This window comes from Candidatus Binatia bacterium (assembly GCA_029243485.1).
GTDB lineage: Bacteria > Desulfobacterota > Binatia > UBA12015 > UBA12015 > VGTG01.
Window position 1 is genome coordinate 1 of the sequence record JAQWRY010000042.1, and the last position, 25,175, is coordinate 25,175.

Annotated in this window: 12 protein-coding genes; 11 read left to right on the forward strand and 1 reads right to left on the reverse strand. The window is 67.5% G+C overall.

Annotated features, from left to right (window positions below):
• The 9 genes from P8R42_12500 (at position 1) to P8R42_12540 (ending at position 23,277) form a co-directional block, all read left to right on the forward strand.
• Positions 1–5,784 (forward strand): type I polyketide synthase, encoded by a 5,784-nt coding sequence (locus P8R42_12500; GenBank protein MDG2305441.1) that lies wholly within the window; start codon positions 1–3, stop codon positions 5,782–5,784.
• A gap of 372 nt (positions 5,785–6,156) precedes the next feature.
• Positions 6,157–12,828: a type I polyketide synthase gene (locus tag P8R42_12505; protein MDG2305442.1), complete on the forward strand. Its 6,672-nt coding sequence runs from the start codon at positions 6,157–6,159 to the stop codon at positions 12,826–12,828.
• Positions 12,825–17,288: a beta-ketoacyl synthase N-terminal-like domain-containing protein gene (locus P8R42_12510; GenBank protein MDG2305443.1), complete on the forward strand. Its 4,464-nt coding sequence runs from the start codon at positions 12,825–12,827 to the stop codon at positions 17,286–17,288. Before P8R42_12505 ends, P8R42_12510 begins: the two co-directional genes overlap by 4 nt.
• A gap of 14 nt (positions 17,289–17,302) precedes the next feature.
• Positions 17,303–18,226 (forward strand): 3-hydroxyacyl-CoA dehydrogenase NAD-binding domain-containing protein, encoded by a 924-nt coding sequence (locus tag P8R42_12515; protein ID MDG2305444.1) that lies wholly within the window; start codon positions 17,303–17,305, stop codon positions 18,224–18,226.
• 15 nt (positions 18,227–18,241) lie between these two features.
• Positions 18,242–18,499: a phosphopantetheine-binding protein gene (locus P8R42_12520; protein ID MDG2305445.1), complete on the forward strand. Its 258-nt coding sequence runs from the start codon at positions 18,242–18,244 to the stop codon at positions 18,497–18,499.
• The gene (locus P8R42_12525; GenBank protein ID MDG2305446.1) at positions 18,499–19,398 is read left to right on the forward strand and encodes an alpha/beta fold hydrolase; all 900 of its coding nucleotides are present in this window, start codon (positions 18,499–18,501) and stop codon (positions 19,396–19,398) included. Before P8R42_12520 ends, P8R42_12525 begins: the two co-directional genes overlap by 1 nt.
• 9 nt (positions 19,399–19,407) lie before the next feature.
• The gene (locus P8R42_12530; GenBank protein ID MDG2305447.1) at positions 19,408–20,439 is read left to right on the forward strand and encodes a sterol desaturase family protein; all 1,032 of its coding nucleotides are present in this window, start codon (positions 19,408–19,410) and stop codon (positions 20,437–20,439) included.
• Positions 20,440–20,583: 144 nt separating this feature from the next.
• A complete protein-coding gene (locus P8R42_12535; GenBank protein MDG2305448.1) occupies positions 20,584–21,765 on the forward strand; it encodes an amidinotransferase in 1,182 nt (393 codons plus the stop codon).
• A gap of 54 nt (positions 21,766–21,819) precedes the next feature.
• Positions 21,820–23,277 (forward strand): DUF6206 family protein, encoded by a 1,458-nt coding sequence (locus P8R42_12540; protein MDG2305449.1) that lies wholly within the window; start codon positions 21,820–21,822, stop codon positions 23,275–23,277.
• A 12-nt stretch (positions 23,278–23,289) separates the two neighbouring features.
• Here P8R42_12540 and P8R42_12545 read toward each other — a convergent pair whose 3' ends face one another.
• A complete protein-coding gene (locus tag P8R42_12545; protein ID MDG2305450.1) occupies positions 23,290–23,805 on the reverse strand; it encodes a hypothetical protein in 516 nt (171 codons plus the stop codon).
• A 254-nt stretch (positions 23,806–24,059) separates the two neighbouring features.
• Between P8R42_12545 and P8R42_12550 the strand changes: the two genes are divergently transcribed.
• Together P8R42_12550 and P8R42_12555 are read left to right on the forward strand one after the other, a co-directional pair.
• Entirely contained in the window at positions 24,060–24,476 is a 417-nt protein-coding gene (locus tag P8R42_12550) for a DUF4345 family protein (protein MDG2305451.1), read from the forward strand.
• A 26-nt stretch (positions 24,477–24,502) separates the two neighbouring features.
• A partial coding sequence (locus P8R42_12555; GenBank protein ID MDG2305452.1) for a biotin carboxylase N-terminal domain-containing protein occupies positions 24,503–25,175 on the forward strand: 673 nt, incomplete at its 3' end.

Here is a 25,175-nt window from a genome sequence, read left to right on the forward strand (position 1 = left end):
ATCCGCGGGTCGGCGGTGAACCAAGACGGGCGCAGTGCGGGGCTGACGGCGCCGAGCCAGCGTTCTCAGCAGCGGGTGATCGAACAGGCGTTGGCCAGTGCGGGCGCGAAGCCGGAAGAGATCAGTTACGTCGAGGCGCACGGAACGGGGACGCCGCTGGGCGACCCGATCGAAATCGAGGCGCTGACCAACGTCGTGGGTCGGCCGCGGGAGGACGGGTCGACGTGCAAGGTCGGGTCGGTGAAGACGAACTTCGGTCACCTGGAGGCGGCGGCCGGAGTAGCGGGTCTGATCAAGGTGGCTCTGTCGCTGCGGCACCGGGAGATTCCACCGCACCTGAACTTCCAGCAGTTGAACCCGGGGATCACGTTCGAGAACACGCCGTTCGAGATTCCGACGGCGCTCGAACCGTGGGAACCGGCGGGGGATCGGCGCCTGGGCGGTGTCAGTTCGTTTGGATTCTCGGGGACGAATGCGCACGTGATCCTGGAGGAAGCTCCCAAGGATGAGCGTCCGACCGCTTCTGCTGAAGCGACGTCCGGTGGTGACGACGCACCGCACGTGCTCGTGCTGTCGGGGCACGGTTCGGCGGCGCTCTCCGAGCGCGCGCGCACGATGAGTCGCCGTTTGCGGACGCCAGACGCCAAATCGTCTCTCGGCGACATATGCTTCACGGCAAGCCGGCATCGCACCCACCATACGGACCGACTGGCCGTCGTCGGTGAAGGCGCCGACGAGATCGCCGACAAGCTCGACGCGTTTGCGGACGCGCGCGAGCAGCCGGGTCTAGTTGCTGGACGGGTGCGCTCCGGCGCGGCGCCGCGAATCGCCTTTGTCTTCCCTGGCCAAGGCTCGCAGTGGCGCAGCATGGGGCTCGAGCTCTACGAACATGAGCCGGTGTTTCGCGCCGCGCTCGACGACTGCGCGCGAGCCATCCAGCAGCATGCTGGCTGGGATCTGCTGCGCGAGATCCGGGGCGAGGACCGGTCGGGGATTCAGAGCGGGCAGGTCGACGTGGTGCAGCCGGCTCTCTTCTCGATTCAGGTGGCCCTCGCGACGTTCTGGCGAAGCCTGGGCATCGAGCCCGACGTCGTCGTTGGGCACAGCATGGGTGAGGTGGCGGCAGCGCACATTGCGGGAGCGCTTTCGTTGGACGACGCGACCCGCGTGATCTGTGAGCGGAGCCGACTGGTCCGGACCGGGGCGGCGCTGGGCGGCATGATGGTCGTGGAGTTGTCTTTGGATGAGGCGCGGGCCGCGATCGAGACCCGCACGGCGCAGCTGGCGGTGGCGGCGAGCAACGGCCCCCGGTCCTCCATTCTCTCCGGCCGGATCGACGCGCTCGATGCGGTCCAGGCGGAGCTCGAAGGGAAGCAGGTCTTCTGTCGGCGCGTGAAGGTGGACTACGCGTCGCACAGTCCCCAGATGGACGGGCTCCTGCCCGACGTGGTGGAGGCCCTGAGCGACCTGCAACCCGGACCGACGAATGTTCCGTTTCTCTCGACCGTCCGCGGCGACGTCACCGATGGCGCCCAACTCGACGGCGCCTATTGGGCGCGCAATCTTCGCGAGCCGGTCCTGTTCTGGAACGCCATCGAGAAGATTCTCGAGCGGCCACCGTGCGTTCTGCTCGAGGTGAGCCCCCACCCGGTACTCCTCCCGGGCGTCGCCGACGCTCTGCGCGGCGAGGAGGGGGCGACGATCGTGACGTCGCTGCGACGCGATCAACCCGAGCGCGCCGTCCTCCGGGAGTCTCTCGCCGCCCTGCATTGCGCCGGGGTCGAGGCCGATTGGGAGCGGATCTACCCGAGTGGTCGCTGCGTCGCGCTGCCCACGTACCCGTGGCAGCGGGAGCGCTACTGGCTGGACGAGTCGCTTGCGGAGCGAAACCTGACCTTGACTTCGCCGGGAGGTGGCGCCGGAGGTGTGGGAACGGCTGCCGGACATCCGCTCCTGGGCCACGGCTTCGCTTCCGCGCAGGGTGCGCACGTGTTCGAGGTCGCGATCGGGCTGGAGACGCACGCCTACCTGGCCGACCACCGGGTAGAGGACAAGGCGTGGCTCCCGGCCGCGGCGTACACCGAGATGGCTCTCGCGGCGGCTGCGAACGTAGGCGACGACGCGCCGCGGGTGGACACGTTGACCTTCGAGACGCCACTGATCCTCCCCGACGACGGGGTCCGGACGTTGCAGGTCGTGCTGAGCCCCGACGGGGAGGACCACGCGACCGTAGAGTTCTTCACGCGCCTCGGCGAGGAGGACGGTTTCCGGTCCACCTGGACGCGCCACGCACACGGTCGGGTGCAGTGGACGACTGAGACGGCCGAGTTGGCCGCTCCCTCACTCGAGGCGATGAAGGTGCGCTGTGCCGATTCGGTCGAGATCGAGGAGTTCTACGAGGCGCTTGCCGCGACGGGTCTCGAATACGGTCCGCGCTTTCGCGGAGTGAAGGAGCTCTACCGAGGCGTCGATGAGGCGCTAGGTCGGATCGAGCTCTCCGAGAGTGAAGAGGCCGAAGCGAGCGCGTACGGCGTGCATCCGGCGCTCCTCGATGCCGCGTTTCAGGTCTTTGGTGCGACCTTCACCGGCGCGGAGCGAATCGGGACGTATCTTCCGGCGACACTGGAACACGTGCGCCGGCTCGGCACCTGCGGGTCCGGCCTGTGGGCCCACGCGCGACTCGTGGAAGGCGAGCCCGGCTCCTCGGAAGAGCTCTCGGCGGAGGTTCGACTCCTGAACGGGGCGGGCGAACTGGTGATGGAGGTCGGAGCTCTACGTGCCCGACGGTTCGGCGGTGCGTCGGAGAAGGCGAGCTGGGAGGACTGGCTGTATCGTCTGGAGTGGCGCGCCGAGGAGCGGACGGCCGGCGTGGCAGACACGGAGCGTGGGACGTGGATCGTCCTCGGCGACTCCGGGCGCCGCGGCGAGATCGAGGCCGGGCTCGTGGCCCGCGGCCAGGAGGTCCTGTCGGTTGGTTTCGGCGGCGGGTACGCGCGCACCGTCACGGGCTATCAGATCGATCCGACCCGCCCGGAGGACTACCAGCAGTTCCTGCGCGACGCCTTTTCGAACGGGCGTCCCGCTTGCCGCGGAGTTCTCCATCTCTGTGACGATGGCGTCGACGACCTCACGGAGGCACAGCGCCGGGGCGTCGGGAGCGTTCTGCACCTCGTGCAGGCACTCGCCCACATCGGCTGGCGCGACGCTCCTCGTCTCTGGCTCGTGACGTGCGGTGCGCAGGCGGTGGAGTCGAGCGAGACCGTTCCAGGTCTGTCGCAGGCTCCGCTCTGGGGGCTCGGCAAGGTCGTGGCGCTCGAGCATCCCGAGTTGCGCTGCACACGGCTCGACCTCGACCCGGCGGACGCCGGAGTACCCGACGCGCTGATCGCCGAGCTGCTCGCGGACATGCACGAGGACGAGATCGCGCTTCGCGGATCGCAGCGTTACGTACATCGCCTGTCGACCGCCGAGGCGGAAGCGCCGGCGGAGACGCCCCGCGGCGTCCCGGAGCCAGCCGGGGACCGGCCCTTTCGTCTCCTGGCCGACGACAAGGGCGTCCTCGACGACATCACGCTCTGCGAGGTCGACCGACCGGCGCCTGGGCCCGGCCAGGTCGAGATCGAAATTCGCGCGGCGGGCCTGAACTTCCGCGACGTTCTTCTCGCACTCGACGCCGTTCCACCAGAGTACCAGGACGAGGGCCCGGTCGTGTTGGGCCGGGAGTGTTCGGGGGTGGTGAGTGCCGTCGGCGCGGACGTGACGGACGTCGCCGTCGGGGACGAGGTCGTGACCGTCGCGCCAGGTTGTTTTGCGCGCTACGTGTTGGCCCCGGCCGCGTTCGCGGTTCCGAAGCCCAGCGGCCTGAGCTTCGAAGAGGCGGCGTCGGTTCCCCTGGTGTTCATGACGGCGCACTACGGATTGAACCACCTGGCGCGCATTCGAGCTGGCGAGCGGGTTCTGATTCACGCCGCCGCCGGTGGGGTGGGTCAGGCCGCGGTGCAGCTGGCGCAGCGTGCCGGCGCCGAAGTGTTCGCCACCGCCGGAAGCGAGGCGAAGCGTACTTTCCTCCGGGAGCAGGGCATCGCTCACGTGATGGACTCGCGAACGCTCGCGTTCGCAGACGAGGTCATGGCGGCAACGGATGGTCAGGGCGTCGACGTCGTTCTGAACTCGCTTGCTGGAGAGGCGATGGAGAAGAGCCTCGACACGCTGGGGCCGTGCGGGCGCTTCGTCGAAATCGGAATCCGCGACATCCTCGACAACCGGTCGGTCGGTCTTCTGCCATTCCAGCGCGGGCTCTCGTATGCCGCCGTGCAGCTCGCCGCGTTGGCGGTCGATCGGCCCCCCCTGTTCGCGTCGCTCCTGCGGGAGACGATGGACGGGTTCGAGACGGGTGGGTTCTCGCCCATCCCGATGGTCGAGTTCGGTTTGGGCGACGCCCACGAGGCGTTTCGCTTCATGGCGCAGGCGAAGCACATCGGAAAGGTCGTTCTGACCGCTGGTGATCCGTCCAAGACGCCGATCGTGCCGGCCTCCGGTGCGTCCGGAGCCGCTCTGCGACCCGACGCGACGTACCTGATCACCGGAGGGCTGGGTGGTCTCGGAATGGAGGTCGCGGGCTGGATGGCGGAACGTGGCGCGCGTGACCTCATCCTTCTAGGGAGGAGTGGTCCGGGCGAAGCAGCCCGCGACGGCATTGCGCGGCTTCGTGCGGCGGGCGTGACGGTGCGCGTGGCACGAGGTGACGTGTCGAAGATCGCCGACATGCGCCGGGTGTGGGACGAGATGGCGGATGGTCCACCCCTGCGCGGGGTGATTCACGCAGCCGGCGTCCTGGACGACGGCATGTTGCTCGGCCAGACGGCCGAGCGGTTCGCGGCGGTGATGGCGCCGAAGGTCGCGGGCGCGCGGAATCTCCACGAGCTCACGCGGGATCAGAACCTCGACGTGTTCGTCCTCTTCTCTTCCGCGGCCGCCCTGCTGGGCTCGCCGGGCCAGGGGAACTACGTGGCGGCGAATTCGTACCTGGACGCGCTGGCCCACCACCGCCGGGCCGCCGGCCTGCCCGGGCTCAGCATCAACTGGGGCGCGTGGTCGGATGTCGGCCTCGTCGCGGCCGAATCACGTCGACGCGAGAACGTGGGGCTGCGTGGTGTGCAGAGCCTCTCTCCGACAGAGGCCCTCGAAGCCCTCGGACGGATCCTCCCGTGGGCAGCGCCTCAGATCGGAGTGATGCCGCTCAACCTGCGGCAGTGGTTCCAGTCGTTCCCGAAGACGGCCGAGCTCCCGCTCATGGCGGAGCTGGCGGCAGCGGCGGTGCATGTCGGTAAACGACCCAGAGAACGCAGCGCGCTCGAAACCGCGCTGCGCGAGCTCGAGTCGGTCGAGGCTCGTCAATCACTTCTGGCCTCGTCGCTGCGCCACCAGGTGGGCCTCGTGCTCCGCCTGGACCCGGAGAGGATCGAAATGGATTGCCCGCTCACCGAGCTCGGCCTCGATTCCCTCATGGCTCTCGAACTCCGCAACCGCTTGGAGACCAACTTCGGGGTCGAGCTGTCCGCCACGATGGCGTTCAACTACCCGACGATCGCGACCCTGGCCCCGGTACTCGGTCAGAAGATGGGTGTGCTCGAGGGGCTCGGCCCGGTGCGGAGCGAGATGCGCGACGCGATTGCGGGCGAGGACCCGGGCGGCTTGCAGGGGTTCATCGAAGAGCTCCAGGACATGTCCGAAGACGAGGTCGAAGCCCAGCTCGAGCAGGAGCTGGGAGCGCTCGCCTCGTAAGAGCGAGCTGTGGCCCGACGATCGGCCCGACTTTTCGGCTCGTGCCAGAAGCTCCGCCGACCGGCGACGCGCCCGACGGTCCATCTCGGCGCTCGCCTCACGTCCGGGGCCGCCGTCGCCCGGCGTACCCCCCCCCCCGCGCCGTGGTTACGCGCCTCGGTCGTCTCTCTGGATCGACTCGATGCAAGTGGGTGAGTCTGTGCGCCTCGGTTTGCCAATCCTGGCGAACCGGTCCACCGGAAGCGGCCATCCCCGGGGCCGCATAGACCCCGGTGCCCATGGTGGACGCGGCTCCCCGAGCTCTCGCCCGCGGGCATAGCGCTTGCAGATCCGCCTGGGTGCACCGACGTGCTCGACACGAGGGGAGTCCAGATGACGCCGAAGCGAGAGAAGCCCGATGATCGGGTGCTCCTGAGAGAATCCGCCACCGCGCTCCAGCGGTTGAAGACCCGCATCGGCGTGCTCGAGCGGGAGAAGTCCGGGCCGCTGGCAATCATCGGGATGGGCTGCCGTCTCCCCGGTGGCGCCGATTCGCCCGAGGCCTTCTGGCAGCTGCTTCGCGACGGACGCGACGCAGTCTCCGAGATTCCCCCCGAGCGCTGGGACGCCGACGAGCACTACCACCCCGACCCGGGCACGCCGGGCAAGATGAGCACGCGGTGGGGCGGCTTCCTCGATCAGGTCGATCAGTTCGATGCGGACTTCTTCGGTATCTCACCGCGAGAAGCACGCTACATGGACCCGCAGCACCGCGTCGTTCTCGAGGTCGCGTATCAGGCCCTCGAGGACGCGGGCATGCCGCTCGAGAAGATCTCGGGCTCGTCCACGGGAATCTTCATCGGCCTGAGTTCCGTCGACTATTCGGTCGTGAACATCTCGAACGCGAGCGACCCCTTCCTCACCGTAGGGAGCTCGCCCGCGATGCTGTCGGGACGACTGGCTTCGCTGTTCAATTTCACCGGACCGAACATGGTGCTGGACACCGCGTGCTCGTCGTCCCTCGTCGCGACGCACCTCGCGTGTCGGAGTCTCCGCCAGAAGGAGTGCAGCACCGCGCTGGTCGGGGGCGTGAACGTCATTCTGAGTCCGCACGTGACCATGGCCTTCTCGGCCGGCGGTTTCATGTCTCCCGATGGCCGGTGCAAGGCGTTCGATGCCCGCGCCGACGGCTACGTACGCGCGGAGGGCTGCGGGATCATCGTGTTGAAGCGCCTGGAGGACGCGCTCGCCGACGGCGACCGGATCTGGGCGCTCATTCGCGGAACGGCGGCCAACCAGGCTGGTCGGAGCGCCGGACGTACGGCTCCGAATCCCAAGGCCCAGCGGCTCGCGATCGAGCAGGCGCTCGCCGACGGACAGGTCTCGCCCGACGACCTCGGGTATGTCGAAGCGCACGGAACCGGCACGCCGCTCGGAGACCCGATCGAGATCGAAGCACTCAGCGCCGTTCTCGGTGGCCCGCGCGCGGACGGTTCGTCGTGCCGGATCGGAAGCGTCAAATCCAACCTGGGCCACCTCGAAGCGGCCGCCGGCATTACGGGAGTGATCAAGACGGCCCTCGCGCTGCGCCACGAGGAGATTCCAGCCCACCTCCACTTCACGAAGCTCAGCCCGCGCATCTCCCTCGACAACACGCCCCTCGCAGTTGCCGCCGATCTCACGTCGTGGGCCGCGGGCGAGAAGCGGCGCTTCGCGGGCGTGAGTTCCTTCGGTTTCAGCGGGACCAACGCGCACGTCGTCCTGGAAGAGGCACCGGCCGACGCCGTGGTCGCGACGCAAGAGACACAGGTCGAGTCGTCGAAGCCGCAGCTGTTGCCGCTTTCCGCGCGCAGCCCGGAGGCGCTTCGAGAGAGCGCGCGCTCGTACCGGGAACTCCTGCTCGGCGACGGTCCGCCCTTGTCCGACGTGTGCTTCACCGCAGCCCTGCGACGAACCCATCACGCGGACCGCTTCGGGCTCGTCGGGACCTCGCGCGAGGAGATGGTTCGTCATCTCGACTCCTTCCTCGAGCGTGCCTGTGCCGCCGAGACCGAGGATGTGGCGGCTCCCGCGCCACGCAAGCTCGCGTTCGTCTTTCCCGGACAGGGCTCCCAGTGGATCGGCATGGGCCAGGAGCTGAGCGCTCGCTATCCTGTCTTCCGCGAGGCCCTGGAGCGGTGCGAGCAGGCGATCTCGAAGTTCGTGGATTGGTCGCTGCGCGAAGAGATCGCGGGCGGATCGCGCCTCGCGGAGAACGCGGCTGAAGTGACGCAGCCGGCGATCTTCGCGGTGCAGGTCGCTCTGGTGGCCTTGTGGCGATCGCTCGGTATCGAGCCGGCCATGGTCGTGGGCCACAGCATGGGCGAGGTCGCGGCCGCTCACGTCGCCGGCATCTTGTCTCTCGAGGACGCGGCGCAGGTGATCTGCGAGCGGAGCCGCCTGGCCACCACGGTCAGCGGTCGGGGAAGCATGCTCGCAACCGAGCTGTCCTTCGACGAGGCGACCGCCGTCGTTGCGAAGTACGCGGGACGCGCGGCGGTGGCGGCGAATAATAGTCCGCGTTCGTGCTTGCTCGCCGGCGAGGCGGATGCGCTGGCGGAGATCGCCACCGCCCTCGAAGCCCGGCAGGTGTTCTGCCGCCGGATCAAGGTCGAGTACGCGGCGCACAGCCCGGAGATGGATCCGCTCCAGCCTGAGCTCGCGCGGCTCCTCGCGGGTATCGAGCCCCACGAGGCAACGGTTCCCATCTTCTCTACCGTCACCGGAAAGATCGAGCACGGGCTGGACTACGGCGCCGAGTACTGGGGACGAAACCTGCGGGAGCCGGTTCTCTTCTGCCCGGCCGTCGAGGCCCTGACGCAGGAGGGATACGACTTCGTCGAGATCTCGCCTCACCCCGTTCTGCTTTCGGCCATCTGCGAAGCCGCCCAGTCGCCGGACGCGGGACGCCCCGCGCTCGTACTGCGATCGCTGCATCGAGACAACGGGGAAGAAGCGAGCCTGCTCGGCTCGCTTGCCGAGCTCTACCGATGTGGCTATCCGGTCGCCTTCGATCGTCTCCACGTGGACGGAGGGCGCGCCGTCCCCCTACCGACGTATCCGTGGCAGCGCCAGCGGTATTGGGTCTCGGGGGAGGCGGACGCCGGAGGTGGCGATGCGAGCGGACGCCCCGCGGGTCGGGCAACCGGCCATCCGCTCCTCGGCGGGATGTTCCAGCCGGCGCTCTCCGGCGATGTGTCCTGCTTCCAGGTCGACGTCGATCTCTCCACGTTGCCGTACCTGGCCGATCATTGTGTCGACGGTGCTCCGTGGCTTCCGGCGGCAGCGGTGGCCGAGATGGTGCGTGCGGCCGCGGCGGAGGTCGCCGTGGATCGGATCCCGTTCGTCGAGGAGCTGAGCTTCGAGCGCCCGGTGGTTCTGTCCGCGGACGCACCGCGGACCCTCCAGCTCGTCCTCACGCGGGGTGGTCCGGAGAGCGCCTCGGTCCAGCTCATGAGTCGCGACGACGCTCCGGCCGAGGGCGGTGTTCTCTGGACGACGCACGCCGTCGGCTCGGTCCGCTTCGAAGTCGCCCCGTCCGAGGTGGAGCCCGACCCTGCGGGCGCGCTCGACGCGATCCGCGCACGCTGCGCCGAATCGATGGCCGTAGCTGGCTTCTACACTGCCATGGACGCCACTGGGCTCCGTTACGGGCCCACGTTCCAGGGACTGACGGAGCTCGGTCGCGGCGACGGCGAAGCCATCGGCCGCGTGGAGCTCGAGGAGTCGACGGCCGGCGACGCAACGCGCTACGGCATCCACCCCGCGCTTCTCGATGCCGCCTTTCAGACCATGGCAGCCAGCCTGGGTGTCGCCAAAGAGGGAACGGGGAGCTACGTGACGAGCGCGCTGCGTGATTTCTCGATCTCCGATGGCGTCGGCCGCGAACTCTGGGTGCACGCGTCCCGCTTGGCCGACCCGGCCGAAGGAACGCTCGAAGCAAAGCTCGACCTTTACGACGGGAGCGGTCGGCGAGTCGGCTCGGTTGGCGCGCTGCGGGTCCAGAGCATCGAGGGAGACGAAGAGACGTCCTGGTTGGACTGGATCTACGAACTCGCCTGGCGCCCGGAGCCGAGGCCCTCCTGCGGTGAGGTCGAGCCCGCCCCGAAGGGGGCATACCTCGCTGTCGCCGAGGACGGGCCTCTCACCAACGCGCTTCGCGAGCGGCTCACGGCGCGCGGCGATCGGTGGATCCACGTCGAACCCGGCGCCGCATTCGCGCGCACGGACGACGATCGATTCCGGGTGAATCTCTCGAGCGCCGAGGAGTGCACACGCCTCTTGCGCGAAGCCTTCGACACCGCGGAGATCCCGTGTCTCGGAATTCTTCACTTGCTTTGCGACGCACCGACTCCCGACGAAACCACGCTCGGCGATCTCGAGCGCGCCCAGGAGCGCGGCACGGTCGCGACACTGCATCTCGTGCAGGCTCTTGCCGAGCGGGCCGCCGCGGATCCCCCTCGGCTGTGGCTGGTCACGCGCGGCGCGCAGGCCCTGGAGGCGGAGCCGGCTCGGTCGGTGGTGCACGCACCGCTCTGGGGCCTGGGCAAAGTGATTGCCCTGGAGCATCCCGAGCTCCGTTGTACCCGGGTCGATCTCGACCCCGACGAGGACGCGCCACGCGACGCCGAGGAGCTCGTGAACGAGATCCTGGTGGACGATCGCGAGGAAGAGATCGCCCTCCGCGGGGAGAATCGATTCGTCCGCCGCCTCGTAACCGCGGAGGCCCCGAAGGAGAAGGATCTCCCCCCGGCGCAGCCCGCCGGGGATCGCCCGTTCCGTCTGCTGACGGATGCGGGTGGTGTGCTCGATTCGATCGAGCTTCGCGAGACGGATCGCCCCGCGCCCGGCCCGGATGAGCTCGAGATCGAGGTCCGCGCGGCCGGGTTGAACTTCAAAGACGTGCTCCTCGCGCTGAACGCCGTTCCTCCCGGTCTCGTCGAGTGCAACGATGACGGCCAGATCGCGCTCGGTCGGGAGTGTTCCGGGGTGGTCCGTGCCGTCGGCGCGAATGTGACCGATCACCGGATCGGCGACGAAGTCGTGGGCATCACGACGGGATGCTTCGGCCGCTGGGTGTTGGCGCCTTCCGCGTACACGGTGCCCAAGCCAAGCCGCATGAGCTTCGAAGAGGCGGCCGCCGTCCCGCTGGTTTTCATGACAGCCCACTACGCGCTGAACCACATGGCCCAGCTCCGGTCGGGCGAACGCGTGCTGATCCACGCGGCCGCGGGTGGGGTGGGGCAAGCGGCGGTGCAGCTGGCGCAGCGGGCCGGCGCCGAGGTGCTCGCGACCGCGGGGAGCGAGGAGAAGAGAGAGTTTCTTCGAGCGCAAGGCATCGCCCACGTGATGGACTCGCGCACGCTTGCGTTTGCCGACGAGGTGATGGCGGCGACGAACGGAGCCGGCGTGGACGTGGTTCTGAACTCCCTTGCCGGAGACGCGATGGAGAAGAGCCTCGGCACGCTGGGGCAACGCGGCAGATTTCTCGAGATCGGGATCCGCGACATCCTGGACGACCGTGCGGTCGGGCTGCGGCCGTTCCTCCGGGGTCTGTCGTACTTCGCCGTCGAGCTCGTGGCGCTCGCTGTCGACCGGCCGGAGCTATTCGCCTCCCTTCTGCGAGAGACGATGGACGGGTTCGACTGCGGCGAGCTAAGGCCGATTCCCATTGTGGAGTTCGGCCTGGGAGAGGCGCAGGAGGCCTTCCGCTTCATGGCGCAGGCAAAGCACATCGGAAAGATCGTTCTGACCGCGGGCGTGGCGTCGGAAACGGCGATCATCCCCAGCATCCCGAACCGGACGGACCTGCGGGGCGATGGGACGTATCTGATCACGGGCGGCCTTGGCGACCTCGGGTTGGAGGTTGCGCGCTGGATGGTCGAGCGCGGCGCTCGAGATCTGGTCCTGCTCGGTCGTAGTGCGCCCGGGGAGACGGCTCGAGAGGTGATCGCCGAGCTGAGCGCTGTCGGCGCGACCGTCCGGGTCGCCCGGGGCGACGTATCGAGCCGAGCCGACGTACAGCGCGTTCTGCAAGAGATCGACGACGGTTCCCGGCTGCGCGGTTTGATCCACGCCGCCGGCGTCTTGGCCGACGGCATGCTGATGAGCCAGACCGCGGAGCGGTTTGCTGAGGTGATGGCGCCGAAGGTTGCGGGAGCGTGGAATCTGCACGAGCTGACGCGGGATCGAGATCTGGACCTCTTCGTCCTGTTCTCCTCGGCGGTGACACTCATCGGGTCGCCGGGGCAGGCGAACTACGTTGCTGCGAACGCGTTCCTGGACAGCCTGGCGCACCACCGGCGGGCAATCGGCTTGGCGGGCCTGAGCATCAATTGGGGTGCCTGGTCGGATTTGGGGTTCGGTCGCGTCGCCGGGCTGAAGCGGAGGCTCGAGCTGCACAACATGCGGAGTCTGCAGCCGTCGCAGGCGCTCTACGCGTTGGGACAAGTCCTCGATTGGCCGACGCCTCAGCTGGGTATCCTTCGCCTGGACCTGAAGCGCCTGTTTACCTCGTTCCCGCAGGCCCTGGAGTGGCCTCTGCTTGGCGAGCTCGCCGAGCGCGCGGATGTCGGCACCCAAGGCGACAGCCCTTTGCGGACCGAGCTGCTCGAGATCCCGTTCGCGTCCGAGCGGATCTCGCGGCTACAGAGCCACCTACGCGAACAGTTCGCACAGGTCATGGGTGTCGAGGCCGATCGCTTCGGAGTGAATCGACCTCTGGCGGAGATGGGCCTGGATTCGCTGATGGCGCTCGAGCTTCGGAATCGACTGGAGCGCTCTCTTGGCATGCGGCTCTCGGCGACGATTCTCTTCAACTTCCCGACCATTCACGCGCTCGCTCCGGAGGTGGGACGGCGGATGGGTTTGCTGGACGATCCAGGCGCGGCCGAAGAGCCGCCGCCGCCGGAGGCCGACCCACGGCACGCCGAGGATCTCGCGAGAATCGAGGCCCTCTCGGATGAAGAGGCCGAGGAGCTTCTGAACGACCGACTCGAGTCCCTGAACGGCGAGGTGGCGCTGTGAGCACATCGAGCAAGGCCGGTTCCGCGGCGTCACTGCCGCCTCTCAAGCGGGCGTTGATCGCCATCGACGGGTTGAAGCGGAGACTCGACGAGGTCGAGATGGCCAAGCACGAGCCCATTGCCGTCGTCGGTATGGGCTGTCGCTTGCCGGGCGGAGTTCGAGACCCCGAGTCGTTCTGGCGGCTCCTCGAAGAAGGACGAGATGCGGTACAGGAGATCCCGTCGGAGCGCTTCGACGTCGACCGGATTTTCGATCCGGAACCGGCGAAGCCCGGGAAGACGAACTCGCGTTGGGGCGCCTTCGTTGACGACATCGCCGGATTCGATCCGAGCTTCTTCGGAATCTCGGCGCGCGAAGCGATCGGCATGGATCCCCAGCAGCGCATGAGCCTCGAGGTCGCGTGGGAGGCGATCGAGAACGCGGGGATTGCGCCGGATCGCCTGAGTGGATGTCGGGTCGGCGTCTATCTGGGACTCGCGACCTGGGAGTACATGCTGAGCCATCCCCTCTCGTCCAAGGAGATCTCCGGAATCCACTCGGTCGGGAATGCGCACAGCATTGCGAGTGGGCGGATCTCGCACTTCTTGAACCTGAAGGGGCCTAGCCTTTCGATCGACTCCGCGTGCTCGTCGTCGTTGAGTGCCGTCCATCTCGCGGTTCGTTCGCTGCGCAGCGGCGAGACCGACGTGGCGCTCGCGGGCGGCGTGAACGCCAGTCTCTACCCGGATACGTGGGTCGTTCTCTCCAGAGGCGGAATGATGGACCCGAGCGGTCGGTGCCGGGCCTTCGACGCGGATGGCAAGGGATTCGTTCGCGGCGAAGGGTGTGGTGTCGTGGTTTTGAAGCGTCTCTCGGACGCGCTCGCTGCCGGCGATCCCATCTGGGCCGTCGTGCGCGGAACGGCCAGCCATCAGGATGGTCGCAGCGCCGGTGTGACCGCGCCTTGCGGCATCGCGCAGGAGACGGTGATTCGCGAGGCGCTCGCCGACGCCGGACGTCCCCCCGAAGCGATCGGCTACGTCGAGTCGCACGGAACGGGGACACCGCTCGGCGACCCGATCGAGATGGAGGCGCTGAAGACGGTCTTCGGAGACGCGGCGGCGGGCGAGCGATGCGCGATCGGAGCCGTGAAGACCAACATCGGTCACCTGGAAGCGGCCGCGGGCATCGCGGGGTTCATCAAGGCGGTCCTGGTTCTCGCTCACGAGACCGTTCCCGCGAACCTGCACTTCAAGAAACTGAGCCCCTACATCTCGCTCGACGGAAGCTGTCTCGAGGTTCCCACTGCAAATCGCGCGCTTCTTCCCAGAGAGGGACATCGTCGCTGCGCAGGTGTGAGCTCGTTCGGGTTCTCCGGAACGAACGTTCACACCGTCCTCGAGGAGGCTCCCGTCGAGCCGGCCGCCGGAGAGTCCCGTCCCGCCCAGATCCTGGCTCTCTCGGCCGCGAGCTCGTCAGCGTTGGATCAAGTGGGAGCAGAGGTCGCGACCTTCTTGGACGAGCATCCGGAGGTCGATCTCGCGGACGTCGCACATACGCTACGCGTCGGCCGGAGCCGTCTCCCGCACCGTCGCTTGTTGGTGGCGCGCGACCGCGAGGACGCCACGAGTGTGTTGCGGGCAGCGGACCCGACGCGTCTGTTCGAAACGGTCAGCGACGAGCTGAGCCGCCCGGTCGCGTTTCTGTTCTCGGGCCTTGGGGATCAGTACGCGGGGATGGGAGCGGAACTCTACTCGACCGAGCCGACGTTCCGGAGGCTCGTCGACGAAGGCTGCGAAACCTTGCGTCCCCTGATTGGTCGCGACGTCCTCGCGCTTCTCTACCCGCCTGCCGCGAAACCCGAACCGTCGAGTGCATCCGGCGGCGGAATCGATCTGCGTCAGATGCTCGCGGGTCGCGGCGGGCGAAAAGGGGGATCCACGGATCCGCTGCACCAGACCTTGATTGGGCAGCCCGCCACGCTGGTCGTCGAGTACGCTCTGGCGCAGCTGCTCATGGAGTGGGGGGTCCGTCCTCGCGCGGTGATGGGGCACAGTCTCGGCGAGATCACCGCGGCGTGCGTCGCGGGCGTGTTCTCCTTCGCCGATGGTCTTCGTCTGGCCGCGAAGCGCGCACAACTCATCGAGGAGGAGATGCCCGCCGGAGGGATGTGCGCGGCGTCGCTGTCCGAAGACGAGCTGCGCCCACTTCTGCCTTCCGGTGTGTCGCTCGCGGCCGTGAACGCGCCCGCTCTGTGCGTCGCGTCGGGGTCGATCGAAGGTCTGGAGGCGTTGGAAGAAGGGCTGCGCTCGCGCGGCGTGACCCACCGACGGATGGCGGCGAGCCACGCGTATCACTCGACGTCGATGGAGAGGATCGCCGGGCGGCTGGCGGAGTTCGTGGGAAGCCTGGAGCGCCATCCGGCCCGGATGTCCGTCGTGTCGAACGTCACCGGGGATTGGCTTTTGCCCGACGCGATGGCGGAGCCGGAGTATTGGGCGCGCCACCTGTGCGCGACGGTGCGTTTTGCCGACGGCGCGACCACGCTGTGGAGCCAGGATCCCAGTATGGTGTTCGTGGAGGTCGGACCGGGGCAGGCGCTCGGGAGCTTTGCGCACCAGCTCCCGGTAGAGAGCGGCGCGGCGCGAATGGTTCTCCCGACCATTCGGGCATCGTACGACAAGCAGCGCGACCTGGACTTCCTTCTCGCGTCGGTGGGGAAGCTCTGGCTGTCGGGTGTCGAGGTCGACTGGGACGGATTTGCCGCACACGAGGATCGGCGGAATATCCGCCTCCCGGTCTATCCGTTCCAACACGCGCGATACTGGCCGAGCGCCGCGGGCAGCGAGGCCGTCGCGCCGATCGCCGAAGCCGCGCGTTCGCCGGTATGGAAGCGAGATCGCGGCAGCGTGCGCCCAACGGACGTCGCCGGTGACCGCCCGTGTGTCGTGCTGAGCCGCACGCGGGAAACCGGTGCGGCGTTTGCGGCGCACCTCATCGCCGGCGGACGCACGGTGATCTGGGCTCATGAAGGGGAGACCTTCGAGTTCTTCGGAGACAATCGTTTCTCGATCGATCTCTCGGACGCCGAGGATCTGGACGAGATCTTGAAGTACGCCTGGGGAAGCACCGGCGCCGCACCACAGATCGTGAACGTCGTGGGTTTGGATCCCGTTGCCAGTGGTGACGGGGACGCGGCAGCGGGTGACGCGAAGGTCGTCGCTCGGAGCACCGCGGCGCTGGCCGATGCACTGGACCGGGGAGGGCTCCGACAGGACGTCGAGCTGATGGTCGTGACCTCGCACGCGGAGTCGCCTACACCAGGTGCCGATCTCTCGTCGCCAATCGCGATCGCCCGCTCCGCCGGGCAGGCGCTTTGCCACCGATTGCCGTCCGGGCACGCGAGGATGGTCGATGTCGCGGTGGCCGGGCCGGCAGATCTTCCCGCCGCGATCGCGGCGGTAGCCCAGGAGCTAGCGCTCGAGGCGGGAAGCCTCCGCGTGGCTCACCGCGCCGGCCGTCGTTGGGAGCGCAAGACGGAACCCGTGTCGCGGACGGCGCCGGCCGACGAGTCCGTTCTGGCGGGAGACGTCCTGCTGGTGGTACGGAGCGCGGACCCGGTCGACGATGCGCTGACGCGGATCCTCGAAGGCCGAGCCGATGTTCGCGTGGTCGAAGCGGACGCCGCGTCGGTCGTCGACACCGCCGCCCGCCTGAGCGACGAGCGAATCCCGGTCCGCGGAGTTCTCGTGTCCGTGGGCGAGCGTCCGGAGCCGACCAACGGGAGCCGCGACCCGGAGCGGACGCCGACGCATTGGATCGATCCCTTGTGCGCAGAGGCGGAGATGCTCCGGCGCGTGGTCGAGAGGCTGGCGCCCGAGTTCGTCGTCCTCCTCTCGAGATTCGACGAGCCCATGCACGCAGAGCCGCTCGCGGCAGAAGCGATCTTCTTCGAAGCGTGTGCGGCGGTGCAGGTCGTGTCGCTGCGGGTGGCGCCCGGCGCGGACCTCGCGGAGATGCTCGATCCGGCTCAGCTCGATGCGATCATCGACGCCGGTCGTTCGCGGATGGACCTTCTGGCTGCTGTCGAAGTACCGCCCGAACGACCTGCGCAAGAGAGCGCGCCGGGGACCGCGGAAGCGCTGACGAGCGGCCATGGCCGTCCCGATCTCCTGACGCCTTACGTTGCACCGCGTGACGAGATCGAAGAGCGGCTGACGGCGCTGTGGGTCGATCTCTTGGCGACGGAGTCGATCGGGGTCCATGACAGCTTTCTCGAACTCGGCGGCAATTCGCTCATGGCCACCGATCTCGCCTACCGCGTGCATTCGGCCTTCGGGCGCATTCTTCCCCTGCAAGATTTCTTCGCGGCCCCAACGATCTCGGGGCTGGCGGAAACACTGAGACGCGAGGCCGGCGCGAGTGGCGACGCAGGTCTCACCTGCTCCGCGGAGTCACAGATCGCGACGATCTCACCGTGAACGGAGCCGAGAGGATGACGGCACACATCCGCGAGACGATGGGTCTCGCAGCAGACGAACAGGGAGAGCTGGGAATGGAAACTGTCGGCACGATAGGAGCGGGCACGATTGGAACGGGGGTCGCCCAGGCGCTCGCGATGGCTGGCAACGAGGTCATCCTCGTCGATGTCTCGGAGGAGAAGCTCGACCGTTCTCTTCGCGAGATGCGCCGCGGGTTGCGTTCCCTGAAGCTTCTCGGAGTGACCGCCGAGGTGCCGGATCCGAAGGAGGTTCTCGGCCGGATCACACCGACGATCGAGTTGGCGAAGGTCGCTGCCGCCTCGTTCGTGATCGAGAATGCGACCGAGAACTGGGCCATCAAGGAGGCAATCTATCGCGAGCTACGCACGACGTGTAGCCCCGAAACGACTTTCGGCGTCAACACCTCCGCGATCCCGATCACCAAGATCGCTTCGCTGATGGATCGGCCCGACAACGTCGTGGGCATGCACTTCATGAATCCCGTTCCCATGAAGCCGATGGTCGAGGTGATCCGCGGTCACCATACGTCGGACCAGACCGTGAAGCGTGCGCGTGATCTGGTGGCGGGAATGGACAAGCAGTCGATCGTGGTGAACGACTCGCCGGGCTTCGTGACCAACCGGGTGATGATGCTGACCGTCAACGAGGCGATCTTTCTCTTGCACGAGGGAGTCGCGTCGACGCCTGAGGACATCGATCGCCTGTTCAAGACTTGTTTCGGACACAAGATGGGGCCCCTCGAGACCGCCGATCTGATTGGTCTCGACACGGTCCTCTACTCGATCGAGATGCTCTACGAGAACCTGAACGACGACAAGTATCGGCCGTGCCCGCTGTTGCGGAAGATGGTCTCGGCCAATCTGCTCGGCCAGAAGTCGGGCGAAGGATTCTACAAGCACTTCCAGGCAGCCGCCTGAAGAAAGGAGAATGAGATGACGACGCAAATGATCAATGACAGGCTGCGCGCCTTTTTCCTGAGTTCCTTTGAGAACCGCGAGTTGGGGGAAGACGAGGACATCTTCTCGCAGGGGTTTGGGAACTCGTTGTTCGCGATGCAGCTGGTGGAGTTTCTGGAGGTCGAGTTCAACCTCGAGATCGACAACGACGATCTCGACCTCGACAACTTCCGCACGATGGATCGGATCTCGACGTTGGTCAGTCGAAAGATCCAAGCGATGGCGGCGGCCTAGTGGCTTCGACGGAGCACGGGAGCGTCGCCAAGCAGTGGATTCGCACGCCGCGCGCCAATCCGGGCGCGCGGCTGCGGCTCCTCTGCTTGCCGTACTCGGGCGGAGCGGCGTCGATCTTCCACACGTGGCCGCAGTTGCTGCCGCTGTCTGTGGAGGTCTGCGCGGTCGAGTTGCCAGGGCACGGCGCTCGAATTCTGGAGAAGCCCTTCCGGCGTATGGAACCGCTTATCGATGCACTGATCGGAGCGACCGAGGACCTCAGAGCCGGGCCGTTCGCCGTCTTCGGGCACAGCCTGGGCGGAACCCTCGCCTTCGAGCTAGCGCGAGAGTTGGAGCGGCGCGACCTGTCGGCGCCCCGGGGCATCTTTGTCGGTGGTGCAGTCCCGCCGCACTGCCCCCATCCGGTGCTCAACTGGCATACGCTCCCCGATGACGAGCTCGTCGACGTGCTCGACCGGATCAACGGTATTCCCCAGCAGATCCTTCAGGAGAAGGAGCTTCTCCAACTGATCCTTCCGGGCATCCGGGGCGACCTCGAGCTGTTGTCGACATATCGCTACGTCGAGGAGGGGCCGCTTCGTTCGCCTCTCTGGGCTTTCGCTGGAGCGAGTGATCCGCTTGCAAAGCCCGAGCAGATCGAAGCCTGGGCCGAGCTCTCGCCCGACGGCTTCGCGTTCTCCGTGGTCGAAGGCGGCCATTTCTTCCTCAGTACGAACCGTGAAGGATTCCTCGCGAACCTCGGACTTGCGCTGAAGGGTCTCGTGGACGAGGTGCGCGGCCGCGGGCCGGTCCTGACGCGATCGCCGACGGCCGCGGGGCCCGCCACGGACGACGCACGAAGCCCGGAGAGCCCTTCGACTCCCAGCCTCCCCGTGGGCGCTGCGGGGTCCGCGGTGTAGGAGCACACGATGCAGCCGAGTGATGTTCATCCCAGGGTCGAGCGATGGATCGAAGCGTCGTCGGAGGAGTCTGCGACGTCCGAACGGCGGACGGGACGGCAGGTCCTTCACTTCGCGGTCTCCGTGACCTTCTACCTGGGCCTCATGGGAGCTGCTCTCTGGGCGGCCGATCTGATGCTGCGAGCGGGAGTCTGGGATGGCTTCGTGATCGCAGGCCCGTTCGCTCTCGCCGTCGCCGCGATCCACGTTGCCGAACGCTTCGCGCCGTATCGGCGGGAATGGAACGAGGAGCACGGAGATTCGGTCACCGATTGGTATCACGTTCTCTTCAGCGGCGTCGTCGCGAGTGAGATCTACCGAGTGGGCTTCGGTGTTCTCCTCCTCCCTGTCGCCGCTTGGATCGTCGAGTGGCGCGGGTCCACGATCTGGCCCAGTGATGCCCCGGTGGCGGTGCGGCTCGCGCTTGCGGCGCTGCTCGCAGAGTTTGGATATTACTGGGCGCACCGGCTGGGCCATCGCGTTCGGCTCTTCTGGCGGGCGCACGCGACACACCATAGTCCGGAACGCTTGTACGGGCTGAACTTCCTCCGGGACCACCCGTTCGGATTGCTGCTGCTGTACGTCGGGCTGTTCGTTCCGCTCACCGTGCTGGGCTGCGATCGCCACACGATCACGTTGCTGCTGCTCTTCAGCGTGGTGCATGGCCTCTTTCAGCATTGCAACATCGCTCTGCGCCTCGGCCCCCTGAACTGGATCTTCAGCTCGCCTCCGCTGCATCGGTGGCATCATTCCGAGGTGACCGCGGAGGCGCAGCACAACTACGGCGCCAACCTGATTGTCTGGGACATTCTGTTCCGGACGCGGTTTCTGCCGGAACGGGAGAGCGTCCGCGTCGTCGGCATCGACGGCATCGACGACTTCCCGAAGGACTACCTTGGACAGATGAAGGTTCCGTTCGTCCTGAGCGGGCTCGAGGGGGCGCCGGAAGCGCAGCGTCCTGCGTTCGCCGATGTCGACGAGGCGGTGGCCGAAGGTGGCTAACCGGTTTCACCCGCCCCCCGTTGACGCTCGACGATCGCTTCGACAGGCCCTCAGCCGGTCGGCACACGAATTGCGACATCGAAAGCGCAACACGACGACCGGGGCGGCTTCGGCGTCCCCAGAACGTCCCAGCATTCAAACGAGATGGGAGAGGTGATCATGATGTTCGACGAAGCGCCCAAGACGGAGACACTTGGTGTCGACGATGCGTCCGCACTCGAGGTTCCCGACTCACGACCGGCAGAGCAAGCCTCACCGGTGTGCTCGTACACGGAGTGGGATCCGCTCGAGGAGGTCGTCCTCGGTCAGGTTCAGGGGACGTCGTCGCCGGTGTGGCACGTCGTCATCAAAGGGACCGCACCGCGCGATTCCTGGGAACTCATCGAGGCCTTGTCCGGCCAGCCGGCCGATCAGATCAGCAAGGACGTCGTCGACAATGCCCAGGCGGATCTCGACGGGTTCCGCGATGTGCTCGAGTCCTGCGGCGTGACGGTTCGGCGCCCGGATCTACAGCCGCAAACGACGCCCTTCAACAGTCCCCAGTGGTCGAGCCCCGCGGGGTACAACATCGCCAACCCGCGCGACGTGTTCCTCGTGATCGGCGATCAGATCATCGAAGCGCCGATGTCGTGGCGCTCTCGCCAGTACGAGGCGCACGCTTATCGAAGCCTACTGAAGGAGTACTCGCGCGCCGGCGCGCGCTGGGTCGCGGCGCCACGCCCCGAGCTTCCGGATGGGCTCTACGACGAGGACTACGAACCGCCCGCCGTCGGCGAGGCGCCGCGCTACGTCACCAACGAGTTCGAGCCCGTGTTCGACGCGGCCGACTTCGTTCGTCTCGGGCGCGACCTGGTGTGTACCCGGAGCAACACGACCAACCGATCCGGAATGGAGTGGTTGCAGCGACATCTCGGGAGCGAGCACACGATTCACGAGCTCGAGGTGAAGTCGCGTCAGCCCATGCACATCGACACGACGATCGTGCCGCTCGGGCCGGGCAAGCTTCTGGTCAATCCCCAGTACGTGGATCCGGACAACCTGCCGGCGATCTTCGACCGGTGGGAGGTGAAGACGGCGCCGAAGCCCGAGCCGACCCAGGGTCTGATGTACGACATGAGCAGCATGTGGCTCAGCATGAACGTTTTGAGCATCGACGAGAAGCGGGTCGTGGTCGAGAAGGGGCAGGAGCCGCTGATCCGGATGCTCGAAGAGTGGGGCTTCGAGCCGATCCCGGTCCAGTTCCACAACTATTTCATCTTCGGAGGCGCGTTCCACTGCTCGACGCTGGACGTTCGCCGCCGGGGAACCCTCCAGTCCTACGCATAGGCGGAGGAGGGCGGGTGTCGGGGGCAGGCGCGGACGTGGAGCGGTGAGATGATGATGGCGGAGCCTCCCCCGGCGCTCGTCGGCCTCCATGATCTTCGCGAGGTGCTGGATTGTGCCGGAGCGAAGCGTCGTCAGGCGGCGCGGCTTCTCGGACCGCGGGTGTTGCGTGACATCGCGAGATGTCGCGAGGTTGCCGGCCCGGCGCTTCTGCGGATCTCTCCCCTGGGGCATCCATTCTTCGAAGGCCGATGGACGGCGCTCGAGGACGCGCGGGCGCCGTGGCCGTGGGCATCCCTCGAGGCGCTGCGTGCGCAATGTCGCACATGGATCACGAGTGAGGCCGGGGCGCGGCACCTGGCCGAGGAAACGCTCGAACCGGCGCGCCTCGCTGGGCTTCGACAGCGGCACTTCCTCGTGGAGCGCCGGGAATGCCTCGCGGACCCGACGGACGCGCGCTGCCTTGCTCTGGCTGCTGCCGCGGAGGCGTTCGCTTCCGACGTGGAGAGAGAAGCTCGGCTGCTCGCGAGCGCGTTTCGTGAGATCGGTCTTCGCGCGAGCGCGCGGCTCCGTCTTGCGAGCTTCGGCGCCGGCGAGGTTTCGCGCATCCTTGCGCTGCGTAGAGAGCAGAACGGACTCGAGCCACCGTCGATGCTCGAGGATTCCGTCTACAAGAGAGTGTGCAGTTTCGACGACCCCGCCGACGCGCGCGTCTACGTCGAGACCTACGACGAGTACCAGGAGCGCCTCGAGGAAGCCGGAATCCAGCGTCCCCGATCGAAGGCACACATCCTCGGCGGGCCGGGCTCGACCCGGACGATTCTGGTGAGCCAGGAGCGCGTCCCCGCGGCGTCGCTCGCGCCGGCTCGGATGGCCCGCGCCGACGACTCGGAAGCGATCGATCTCTTCGGTCGGATGCTCGAGGAGATCGGCAAGGCACGACGTTATAGCCGCAAGTGGCGCGGCGGAGACCTCGGGATCGATTCGCACATCGGAAACTGGGCCGTCTGTGGCGACGGCCGCGGCGCGCCCGGGCCGGGACTCCTCTTTCTCGACACCCAGGCGCCCATGATGAAGGTAGGCGGTGAGTTTCGGATGCCCATCTCGATGCATGCCCATCTGGGCGGCATTCCGCGCGGGATCCGGACGCTCGCGTACCCGTTCACCCGCTCGGTGATCGGGCGCTACTTCAAGCCTCGGCTGATGGTGTTGGACTCGGTTGCCTACGTGGCGATCTACGGGCGGCCCGACCTGATGGACGCGCTCCTGCCCGTCGCAAACGAGGTCATCGGCTCGCAGGGGTGGGGGAGAGCACTCGGGCGTCGGAGCATCGACCTCTATCTCCTGCGCGAGATGGCTCTTTTCCGCGGCCTCCGCACCGCACGTCTTCTCTCATCGGCGGCCGGACGAGAGGCCCGGCGGGAGTTGCTCGCGGACCTGAGACGGGTCTGGACGTCTCCCCTCTATCGGTCCGACGGCGCGGTGACCTTCAAGCCCGCGTCGGACCGAGGCTGAACCGCCGGCGGCCTACTCGAAGTCGCGGAGTAGGGAACTCGCGTACTCCGTTGCGCCGGGAATTGCTCCGGAAGGCAGCCCGCGCCAGAACACGGTCCATCGTCCCGTTTGCGCGGACCCGTCGGCCAACCGCCCGTACCACTCGCAGACCGGGTTGTCGGCGCGGCTGCGCCAGAACAGATCGGGATGAACGCGAATCACCGACCGCCATAGGCCTGCCGCGAGTCCGCGGCTTTGCGCGTCATGCTTGACGGCGAGCTTCGCAAGGTACGAGCCGTGCGGTGTCGACGTGACGACCGCGGCGCCGAGATAGTCGCCGGCCAGGAAGACCCAGCGCTCGCAGCTCGCCGCTGATCGGAGAGGCACGGACCGGCGAAACGCCGACTCGAGCGTTTCCTGCAAGCGATCGACGTCGACGTCGTTCTCTCGGCACTGGCGAATGCAGGCCGCGGCCTTCGGGGACGTGTCGAGGAGGATCGGGCTCGTGGCGGACGGGGAGCCGGTTTTCATCTGTGCCAGGGCGGCCATGAGGGTCGACCTCGTACCCCTGCAGTGGTCATGCCAAGCCTCGAATGAGGCGAGGCGGTATTCCGGTTCGCCCCAATCGACGAAATCGTGGCCGAACATGGTCAGCCGCGGCCGGCGATCGTCTCCGGATGCCGCGACGGACGTAGGGCCTGCGCGCCACGCGCCCGGCCCAGCGTTTGCACCGTGCTCCCATCGTGCGCCGAACGCACACCCGCGGCGAATCCCGTTGGGACGAAGAGAGAAGGAGCAGTGAGATGAACAAGCTGAAAGTACGGCAGGCACTCCTCACGGTGCTGGGGCTCGTCTTGTTGAGCTTCGCCGGGTTCAACTTCCTGGATCCGACGGGTGGCGCGGAAGCCGCCGGGCTCCAGTTCGCATCGCTCGCCGGCCTGAACGAATACCGGGCGGTGTTCTCGGGCATGTTTGGCGGGTTGGCGGTCGGGGCCTTCCTCGCCGCCCGGAACCCGGAGAATGTCCTTCTCGGCGACGCGATCGCTCTGGCGGTGCTGGGTGAGGCGATCGCTCGGACTTCGAGCATCGCCATCGACGGGTACCCCGGACCGACGACGTTGCTGCTCCTGGCCACCGAGATCGCGCCCCTTAGCGTTCTCCTCGTCCGGCCGACGCCGGCCCTGCGTGAACGGGTCCCGGTGGGAGCCGCTGCCGCCTGAGTCTTCGTCGTGGCCGGAATGAAGCCATGACGCTTCTGCCCGTTGGCCCGCCGGGGCAGGAGATCGGGACTCTCGTCCCCGAGGACTCGCTCGGAAGCTTGGAGTCGCGGCGGCCCGGGTCGTCGCCGGTCCGGCACCTCGCGATCGTCAGCCGACCCGAAGCGGCCTTGCGCTGCATCCGGACCGTACGTGCACTCCGCGCCCGGAGTCGTTCCGAGCTCGAGTCGATTGCGATCTACACAGAGGCCGAGCAGCACGCGCCGTTCGTTCGCTGGGCGGATCTTGCGGTGCAGTGGGGCGGATGTCCCGGCGATTTCGATGCGCTCTTCCGCGCTCTGCACCGGACGGGCGCCGACGCGATCTGGCCCGGATGGGGCGCGCTCGCGCGCGACCCCGCTTTCGCGGGACGCGTCGTGGGGGAGGGCTTCGACTTCGTTGGTCCGTCTGCCCGGTCGATGTGGATCCTGGGCGACGCGACGCGCGCGCAAGATCTCGCGGAGACCGTCGGCGTCGCTTCGGTCACGCATCTCTTGGAGCCGGGCCGGCGGATCGACGTCACCATCGTCGGAGATCGGCATGGGCACGTGGTGGCCCTCGCGAGCAGCGAGTGCACCCGAGGACCGGAGGCCGGAGGCGGCATCGAAGAAGCCCCTCCGCCGGGCCTCGGGGCACGCGTCGTTCGGGCGACCTGCGACGCGG

Excerpts from the sequence above, each read along its gene's own strand:
- P8R42_12505 (MDG2305442.1), top strand. The coding sequence starts at position 6,157 with ATGACGCCGAAGCGAGAGAAGCCCGATGATCGGGTGCTCCTGAGAGAA.
- P8R42_12515 (MDG2305444.1), top strand. The coding sequence starts at position 17,303 with ATGACGGCACACATCCGCGAGACGATGGGTCTCGCAGCAGACGAACAG.
- P8R42_12520 (MDG2305445.1), top strand. The coding sequence starts at position 18,242 with ATGACGACGCAAATGATCAATGACAGGCTGCGCGCCTTTTTCCTGAGT.
- P8R42_12530 (MDG2305447.1), top strand. The coding sequence starts at position 19,408 with ATGCAGCCGAGTGATGTTCATCCCAGGGTCGAGCGATGGATCGAAGCG.
- P8R42_12535 (MDG2305448.1), top strand. The coding sequence starts at position 20,584 with ATGGGAGAGGTGATCATGATGTTCGACGAAGCGCCCAAGACGGAGACA.
- P8R42_12540 (MDG2305449.1), top strand. The coding sequence starts at position 21,820 with ATGGCGGAGCCTCCCCCGGCGCTCGTCGGCCTCCATGATCTTCGCGAG.
- P8R42_12545 (MDG2305450.1), bottom strand. The coding sequence starts at position 23,805 with ATGGCCGCCCTGGCACAGATGAAAACCGGCTCCCCGTCCGCCACGAGC.
- P8R42_12550 (MDG2305451.1), top strand. The coding sequence starts at position 24,060 with ATGAACAAGCTGAAAGTACGGCAGGCACTCCTCACGGTGCTGGGGCTC.